Source organism: Microbacterium sp., from assembly GCF_047606385.1.
Lineage (GTDB): Bacteria > Actinomycetota > Actinomycetes > Actinomycetales > Microbacteriaceae > Microbacterium.
Genome location: NZ_JASGEL010000071.1, coordinates 1 through 7,862, shown reverse-complemented (window position 1 = coordinate 7,862; position 7,862 = coordinate 1). Strand labels below are relative to the sequence as shown.

Sequence of the window (7,862 nt, the reverse complement as noted above, 5' to 3'; positions counted from 1 at the left end):
GCTCGCGGACCGCGAGCGCGACGGCGTCCACCCCGGGCAGGCTCGCCGCCAGGGCGAGCTTGACCGCGAGCCCGTCCAGATCGTCGCCGGGCGCGGCGAACCAGCCCTCGGCGGCGGCACGACCGGCGGGGGTGATCGCGAAGTACACGTGACCCTGAGCGTCTGTGTCGGCCTTGACGGCCAGGCCGTCGCGTTCGAGCCGGTCGAGCGTGTTGTAGATCTGCCCGACGTTGAGGTCGCGGGCGCCGCCGGTCCGGCGCCCGTACTCGGTGCGCAGCTGATAGCCGTAGCAGGGGCCGAGCGTCAGGATCGCGAGCACGCTCTGCCGGACGGACATGTGCCTCCTTCGCGACGGGAACCATGCCGAGCATATACATACCCGGCATAGGGGTCTCGCATCGGCATCCAGTCCCTTCGTAGGTCACGGGTGGATAACATGGGACGGTGTGCCCGCGGGCGCACCGGCGTACCCGCGTCGACCGATGGATGGAGGAGCCCCGGTGGCCAACCCGCTCGAGAAACTGCTGCGTGCCGGCGAAGGACGCGTGCTGCGGCGCCTGGGACAGATCGTCAAGGCCGTGGGCGCCCTCGAAGAGGAGTTCGCCGCCCTCACCGACGAGGAGCTGCGCGGCGAGACCGCCGGGCTGCGCGCCCGCTACGACGCCGGCGAGACGCTCGACCAGCTGCTGCCGGAGGCGTTCGCGGCCGTCCGCGAGGCCGCCAAGCGCACGCTCGGCCAGCGTCCCTACGACGTGCAGGTCATGGGCGGCGCGGCCCTGCACCTGGGCAACATCGCCGAGATGAAGACCGGCGAGGGCAAGACCCTGACCGCGACCTTCGCCGCCTATCTGGGCGCCATCGCGGGCGAGGGTGTGCACGTGGTCACCGTCAACGACTTCCTCGCCTCCTACCAGTCCGAGCTCATGGGCCGCGTGTACCGGGCCCTGGGCATGACGACCGGCACGATCGTCTCCGGCCAGGCGCCGCCCGTGCGCCGGCAGCAGTACGAGGCCGACATCACCTACGGCACGAACAACGAGTTCGGCTTCGACTACCTGCGCGACAACATGGCCTGGCGCAAGGAGGACCTCGTCCAGCGCGGCCACTTCTTCGCCATCGTCGACGAGGTCGACTCGATCCTGATCGACGAGGCCCGCACGCCGCTGATCATCTCGGGTCCCAGCTCGGGGGAGGCCAACCGCTGGTTCAGCGAGTTCGCCAAGCTCGCCCGCACCCTCGAGCCCGACGTGGACTACGAGGTCGACGAGAAGAAGCGCACGATCGGCGTGCTCGAGCCCGGCATCGAGAAGGTCGAGGACTACCTCGGCATCGACAACCTGTACGAGTCCGCGAACACGCCGCTGATCTCGTTCCTGAACAACTCGATCAAGGCCCTCGCGCTGTTCAAGCGCGACACCGACTACGTCGTGATGAACGACGAGGTCATGATCGTCGACGAGCACACCGGCCGCATCCTGGTCGGCCGCCGGTACAACGAGGGCATCCACCAGGCCATCGAGGCCAAGGAGGGCGTGCCGGTCAAGGCCGAGAACCAGACGCTGGCCACCGTCACGCTGCAGAACTACTTCCGCCTGTACGACAAGCTCGCCGGCATGACCGGCACGGCCGAGACCGAGGCCGCCGAGTTCATGTCGACCTACCAGCTCGGCGTCGTGCCGATCCCGACGAACAAGCCGATGATCCGCAAGGACCAGTCCGACCTCGTCTACAAGAACGAGCAGGCCAAGTTCGCCCAGGTGGTCGAGGACATCGCCAGCCGGCACGAGTCGGGCCAGCCGGTGCTGGTCGGCACCGTCAGCGTGGAGAAGAGCGAGTACCTGTCGCGGCTGCTGGCGAAGAAGGGCATCCGCCACGAGGTGCTCAACGCGAAGAACCACGCCCGTGAGGCGGAGATCATCGCGCGTGCCGGCACCCTCGGCGCGGTCACGGTCGCGACGAACATGGCCGGTCGCGGCACCGACATCATGCTGGGCGGCAACGCCGAGTTCATCGCCGTGCAGGAGATGAAGGCGAAGGGGCTCGACCCGGTCGAGACCCCCGAGGAGTACGAGGCCGAGTGGGACGCCGTCTACGAGCGGGTCCGCGACGAGGTCGCCGAGCAGGCGGCGAAGGTCGTCGCCACCGGCGGTCTGTACGTGCTCGGCACCGAGCGCCACGAGTCGCGCCGCATCGACAACCAGCTGCGCGGTCGCTCCGGCCGTCAGGGCGACCCGGGGGAGAGCCGCTTCTACCTGTCGCTGACCGACGACCTGATGCGCCTGTTCCAGTCCGGCGCCGCCGAGGCGATCCTGGCCCGCACGAACTTCCCCGACGACGTCGCGATCGAGTCCGGCATGGTCAGCCGCGCCATCAAGAGCGCGCAGTCGCAGGTCGAGGCGCGCAACGCCGAGATGCGCAAGAACGTGCTCAAGTACGACGACGTGCTCAACCGTCAGCGCGAGGCCATCTACGCCGACCGTCGTCACATGCTGCAGGGCGACGAGATCGCCGACCGCGTGACCCACTTCATCGAGGACGCCATCGACAACATCGTCGACGACAAGACCGGCAGCGGCCACACCGAGAGCTGGGACTTCGACGCCCTGTGGACCGAGCTGAAGACCGTGTACCCGGTGGGCGTCACGATCGACGAGGTCATCGCCGAAGCCGGCGAGAAGGGCCGCGTCACGACGGCCGGCCTGAAGCGCGAGCTGCAGAGCGATGCGAAGATCGCCTACGCCAAGCGGGAGGAGAAGCTGGGCGCGGAGGCGATGCGCGAGCTCGAGCGTCGCGTGGTGCTGCAGGTGCTGGACCGCCGCTGGCGCGATCACCTGTACGAGATGGACTACCTCAAGGACGGCATCGGCCTGCGCGCGATGGCCCAGCGCGATCCGCTGATCGAATATCAGCGCGAGGGCTACGAGATGTTCCAGGCGATGATGGGGCAGATCAAGGAGGAGTCGGTCGGGTTCCTGTTCAACCTCGAGGTCGAGGTGCGGCATCCGGATGCCGAGCACACCGAGGTCGAGGCGAAGGGCTTGGCCGCGCCCGCGGTCGAGGCGCAGCGGCTCGAGTACTCCGCCCCGACCGAGGACGGCGAGGTCGAGGTGCGCAACAACCGCGGCCAGGTGCAGAAGGCCGCGACCGGCAAGGCGCGGCAGGCCGCCGCTGCCGCCGCGGGCCCGATCGCCCCGCAGCCGCCCGCCGCGGAGCCGCAGCGCGGCGCGTTCGGTCAGAAGACCGCGCCCGCGGCGTCCGGTCGTCCTGCCCCCGCGCCGCAGAACCGTGCCCAGCGCCGCGCCTCCACCAAGAAGAAGTAGCCCCGCGGCGGTGACGCCGCGGTCCCCTCAGGCCGCCGGGATAGTCTGAGGGGATGAGTCTCCGATCCCTCGACCAGTCGCGCAAGCTGCAGAACGTCCTCTACGAGATCCGCGGCGAGGCACTGGCAGAGGCCGACCGGCTGGAGGCCGAGGGGCACACGATCCTCAAGCTGAACACCGGGAACCCCGCGGTCTTCGGGTTCGAGGCGCCGTTCCAGATCGTGCGCGACATGATCGAGGCCATCCCCACCGCGCACGGCTACAGCGAGAGCAAGGGCATCATGTCCGCGCGCCGTGCCGTGGTCTACCGGTACGAGCAGGTGGCCGGGTTCCCCCCGTTCACGCCCGACGACGTGTTCCTCGGCAACGGCGTGTCGGAGCTGATCACGATGACGATGCAGGCCCTGCTCGACGAGGGCGACGAGGTGCTCATCCCGGCGCCCGACTACCCGCTGTGGACGGCGATGACGAGCCTCGGCGGCGGCACCCCGGTGCACTACCTGTGCGACGAGGCCGACGGCTGGCAGCCCGACATCGAAGACCTGCGCGCCAAGGTCACCGAACGCACCAAGGCCATCGTGGTCATCAACCCGAACAACCCGACCGGCGCGGTGTACACGCGCGAGGTGCTGGAGCAGATCGTCGAGGTCGCCCGGGAGCACTCGCTGCTGCTGCTGGCGGACGAGATCTACGACCGCATCCTCTACGACGACGCCCGGCACATCTCGCTGGCGACGCTGGCGCCCGACCTGCTGTGCCTGACCTTCAACGGGCTGTCCAAGACCTACCGGGTGGCCGGCTACCGGTCCGGATGGCTCGTGATCACCGGTCCGACCGACCACGCCGCCGGATTCCTCGAGGGCATCACCCTGCTCGCCTCGACGCGCCTGTGCCCGAACGTCCCCGCCCAGCACGCCGTGCAGGCCGCGCTCAGCGGCATCCAGTCGATCGACGCGCTGATCGCGCCGACGGGGCGGCTGCACGAGCAGCGGGACGCCGCATGGGAAGCGCTCGAAGCGATCCCCGGCGTCAGCTGCGTCAAGCCGCAGGGCGCGCTGTACGCGTTCCCCAGGCTCGACCCGGAGGTGCACGAGATCCACGACGACGAGAGGTTCGTCTACGATCTGCTGGTCTCCGAGCATGTGCTGCTGGTGCAGGGCACCGGTTTCAACTGGGCGACGCCGGACCACTTCCGCATCCTCACCCTCCCGGAGACGCGGGTGCTCGGCGAGGCCATCGAGCGGATCGGGAACTTCCTGGCGTCGTACCGCCAGTAGGTCTCACAGCAGCGCGAGCGAGGTCGCGCGCCAGCGTCGGTCCAGTCCCTCCAGCCGGATCGCGACCGCTCGGGTGCGGGCGGGGCCGGCGACCACGACGACGGCTTCGATCACGCCGTCGGCCGGTGCGTCGTGGTGCACGCTGAGGATCGCATGCACGGGCCGGGCGGCGGGGATGCCGCGCGCGCTGCGCGCCCGGGTGGCGAGGTTCACGCGGGTCAGCAGGCTGCGGTAGGCGTCCTCGGTGAGCCAGCGTGCGAGCTGGTCGAGGTCGCGGACGCCCGCGACCGCCTCGAGCACCCCGGTCGTGAGGTTGCGCAGCAGCGGGACCGGGTCGGGCAGCTCCGACGCCGACGTCGGCTGCGGGGCGAAATAGTCGGCGGCGAGCATGCGCCGCCAGGTGCGGGGCGCCGCGGCGGCGCCGGAGAGCTGTGGTGCCATCTGTGCCTCACTCGCTGGGGGGATCGTGAGTGCGTTCAGTAGAGCACGCGGCACGCACCCCGAACCGGATTGTGGAAAACTTCTCATCCAGCGCGAGGGGCTGCCCTAATCTCGGCGCGTGCGATGGGACCGCCTCTTCGAGGATCTGCAGGACCAGTTCGCCTCCGAGTGGGAGGCCGAGCGCGCCGCGCTGGACACCGAGGCCGAGCGGCTGCGGCTGACGCGCCTTCCGCTGCGGGCACGACTGGCCGCGCTCGCGCACCCGGCCGGGCCCGAGATCGCGGTGGAGGTCGGCGAGGACGTGGTGCGCGGGCGTCTCACCGCCGTGGGCGAGGACTGGGCCGGGCTGGCGGGGGATGCCGTCGGCATCCTCCGCCTGGACGCCGTGCGGGCCGTGACGCTGGAGCACGCCGACCTGCTGCGTTCGGCGCGTGCCGAGCCGGCGAGACCGGCGACCCTCGCCGAGCGCATGGGATTCGGCTTCGTGCTGCGCGACCTCGCGCGTCGGCGCGTCGGCGTCGTCGTGCACGGCATCGGCGGCGGGGCGCTGAGCGGCACGATCGACCGCGCCGCAGCCGACCACCTCGACCTCGCCGTGCACGACGCCGGCTCGCCCCGGCGCGCCGGCGAGGTCACCGGCTTCCGGGTGATCCCGTTCACGGCGGTCACGTGGGTGCGGATGGACGCCGGGCCCTGACGGGATCAGTCCGGATTGCGCACCGGACCCCGGCCCCACAGCTCCGGGAAGCTCGCGGCGTTCGACTGCCGCCACAGCGCGATCCGGCGTGCCTCCTCGGCCTGGTCGTCGAGGTACGCCACGACGCTGGCCTCGTCGATGCGCCACCGTGCGGGGGAGCCGAGGCGCGCGCCGCGCAGGCGCCCGTCCAGCACGAGCGCGATGACCTCGTCGACGGGGATGGCGAGCGCATCGGCCACCTCGGCGGGCGCGACATGGCGTCCCTCGAACGGGATCGACTCGGGCATGCGTTCATTATCGGACCCGCCCGGCGCCAGCGGATGCGGGCGCGCAGCGACTTGTGGATAAGATCCGACGCGCGCCGGTCGGAGCGGTGACCATGGGCCCATGAACGTGAGAACGCCCCGTCCGCGCGCCCGATCGGTGTGGCTCGACCCACGGTTCCTCGTCGGTCTCGTCCTGGTCGTGGCGTCGATCGCCGGGGTGTGGCTCGTGGTCGCCGCGGCGCGGCAGACGACGCCGGTGCTGGTCGCGGCGCGCACGCTCGTGGCGGGCGACGCGGTGGCATCCGGGGACGTCCGCGTCGTCGAGGTGGCGCTCGGGCAGCTCGACGACACGTACGCCGCTGCGCTGGAGGCCGGCGCCGTCGCCGTGCGCACGGTGCCGGCCGGGGAGCTCGTCCCCGCCGACGCCCTGGACACGGCGGAGGCGGTGCGCACCACGACCGTCGTCGTGCCCTCCAGCACCGCGGTGCCGGCCTCGGTCGGCCCGGGCACGCGTGTCGAGCTCTGGGTCGCGCCGCGCGCGGGGCAGGACGGCTACGAGACGCCCCGCATCCTGATCGCCGATGCGACGGTCGCCGCCGTCGTCGCCGACGACTCGCTCGTGGCGACCGGCGGCGTGTCGCTGGAGGTGGTGGTCCCCAGATCCGACGTGGCCGCGCTGCTGGAGGCGCTCGCCGACGAGGGGCTGATCTCGGTGGTGCCGGCGACCGGCGGCGCCGGATGACCGTCGCGCTGCTGCTGCTGCCGCAGCCGTTGTGCGCGGCGGTCGCGGCCGAGCTCGACAGCCGGGGCGTGTCGGTGCGGATCGCGGTGGAGGGGGTGCCGCCGCAGGCACTCGGTCAGGCCGGCGCGGACCTGCTCGTGCTGCACGCCGCGCACGGCACGTTGACGGCCGATCTGGTGGCAGCAGCCGATGCGGCGGCCGTCCGCCTCGTCCCCGTCGGCGGGGACGCCGCCGCCGGGCGCCTGGCCGCGGCGTTCGGTCTCGGCGAGCCGCTGAGCCCGGAGCAGCCGCTGCGGCGCCTGGTCGACGGCATCCTCTCGGTCGTCCCCGTGTCGCCGGCGCCGATCCGACCGGCGCCGTCCCTGCTCGCGGTGTGGGGCCCGCACGGGGCGCCCGGTCGCACGACGCTGGCGATCGAGCTGGCGGTCGGGCTCGCGCGCGGCGGCCGGCATGTCGCGCTCGTGGACGCCGATACGCACGCGCCCTCGATCGCCCTGTCTCTGGGGCTGCCGGACGAGGGTCCCGGGCTGCCCGCGGCGTGCCGGCAGGCGGAGCTCGGCGGGCTCAGCGCAGCGGAGCTGACGCGCGTCAGCGTGCCGCTGGGGATGCCGGGCCGCGACGTCGACGTGCTCGCCGGGATCAACCGGCCGTCGCGATGGCCGGAGCTGTCCGGGCCCCGTGTGACCTCGACGCTGCGGGCGTGCCGCGAGTGGGCCGAGGTCACGGTCGTCGACGTCGCGGCGTCGCTCGAGCGCGACGAGGAGATCGTCTCCGATCTGGAGCACGGCCCGCGTCGGAACGCGGCGACCCTCGCGACCCTCGGCGCGGCCGACCGTGTCGTCGCCGTGCTCGCGGCCGACCCTGTCGGGGTCGCGCGCTTCCTGCGCGCGCACGCCGATCTGCGCGCCGTCATCGGTCCGACGCCGGTCACCGTCGTCGTCAACCGGCTGCGCACCGGGGCGATCGGCGTCGACACCCGGGGACAGATCCGGCGGATGCTCGAGCGGTACGCGGGCGTCACCGACATCCGGTTCGTCCCCGACGACCGTCGCGGTGCGGATGCCGCGCGCCTCGCCGCCCGCCCCGTGGCCGAGGCGGCGCCGCGGTCGGCGCTGGCGG

General features: G+C 72.0%; 8 protein-coding genes. 5 read left to right on the top strand and 3 right to left on the bottom strand.

Annotation, left to right across the window (positions count from 1 at the left end; genetic code table 11):
• Positions 1-337: PadR family transcriptional regulator (locus QM626_RS06980; RefSeq protein WP_415075386.1), on the bottom strand; the 337-nt coding region annotated here is incomplete at its 3' end.
• A 163-nt stretch (positions 338-500) separates the two neighbouring features.
• Here QM626_RS06980 and secA point away from each other — a divergent pair.
• Together secA and QM626_RS06970 are read left to right on the top strand one after the other, a co-directional pair.
• Positions 501-3,320 (top strand): preprotein translocase subunit SecA, encoded by a 2,820-nt coding sequence (gene secA / locus QM626_RS06975; RefSeq protein ID WP_415075384.1) that lies wholly within the window; start codon positions 501-503, stop codon positions 3,318-3,320.
• Positions 3,321-3,373: 53 nt separating this feature from the next.
• A complete protein-coding gene (locus tag QM626_RS06970; protein WP_415075382.1) occupies positions 3,374-4,597 on the top strand; it encodes a pyridoxal phosphate-dependent aminotransferase in 1,224 nt (407 codons plus the stop codon).
• Positions 4,598-4,600: 3 nt separating this feature from the next.
• On the opposite strand, the gene QM626_RS06965 is transcribed toward QM626_RS06970, so the two are convergent.
• Entirely contained in the window at positions 4,601-5,038 is a 438-nt protein-coding gene (locus QM626_RS06965; RefSeq protein ID WP_415075380.1) for an Rv3235 family protein, read from the bottom strand.
• A gap of 118 nt (positions 5,039-5,156) precedes the next feature.
• Here QM626_RS06965 and QM626_RS06960 point away from each other — a divergent pair, with 118 nt between their 5' ends.
• Entirely contained in the window at positions 5,157-5,735 is a 579-nt protein-coding gene (locus QM626_RS06960) for a hypothetical protein (protein ID WP_415075378.1), read from the top strand.
• Between the two features lie 5 nt (positions 5,736-5,740).
• On the opposite strand, the gene QM626_RS06955 is transcribed toward QM626_RS06960, so the two are convergent.
• Positions 5,741-6,022: a helix-turn-helix domain-containing protein gene (locus QM626_RS06955; RefSeq protein WP_415075376.1), complete on the bottom strand. Its 282-nt coding sequence runs from the start codon at positions 6,020-6,022 to the stop codon at positions 5,741-5,743.
• Positions 6,023-6,122: 100 nt separating this feature from the next.
• Between QM626_RS06955 and QM626_RS06950 the strand changes: the two genes are divergently transcribed.
• Together QM626_RS06950 and QM626_RS06945 are read left to right on the top strand one after the other, a co-directional pair.
• On the top strand, positions 6,123-6,743 hold the full coding sequence (locus QM626_RS06950) for an SAF domain-containing protein (RefSeq protein WP_415075374.1): 621 nt from the start codon (positions 6,123-6,125) through the stop codon (positions 6,741-6,743).
• Positions 6,740-7,862 (top strand): AAA family ATPase (locus QM626_RS06945; RefSeq protein WP_415075372.1); only part of this gene is annotated, 1,123 nt, incomplete at its 3' end. The genes QM626_RS06950 and QM626_RS06945, both read left to right, overlap by 4 nt.

Excerpts from the sequence above, each read along its gene's own strand:
- QM626_RS06970 (WP_415075382.1), top strand. The coding sequence starts at position 3,374 with ATGAGTCTCCGATCCCTCGACCAGTCGCGCAAGCTGCAGAACGTCCTC.
- QM626_RS06965 (WP_415075380.1), bottom strand. The coding sequence starts at position 5,038 with ATGGCACCACAGCTCTCCGGCGCCGCCGCGGCGCCCCGCACCTGGCGG.
- QM626_RS06955 (WP_415075376.1), bottom strand. The coding sequence starts at position 6,022 with ATGCCCGAGTCGATCCCGTTCGAGGGACGCCATGTCGCGCCCGCCGAG.
- QM626_RS06950 (WP_415075374.1), top strand. The coding sequence starts at position 6,123 with ATGAACGTGAGAACGCCCCGTCCGCGCGCCCGATCGGTGTGGCTCGAC.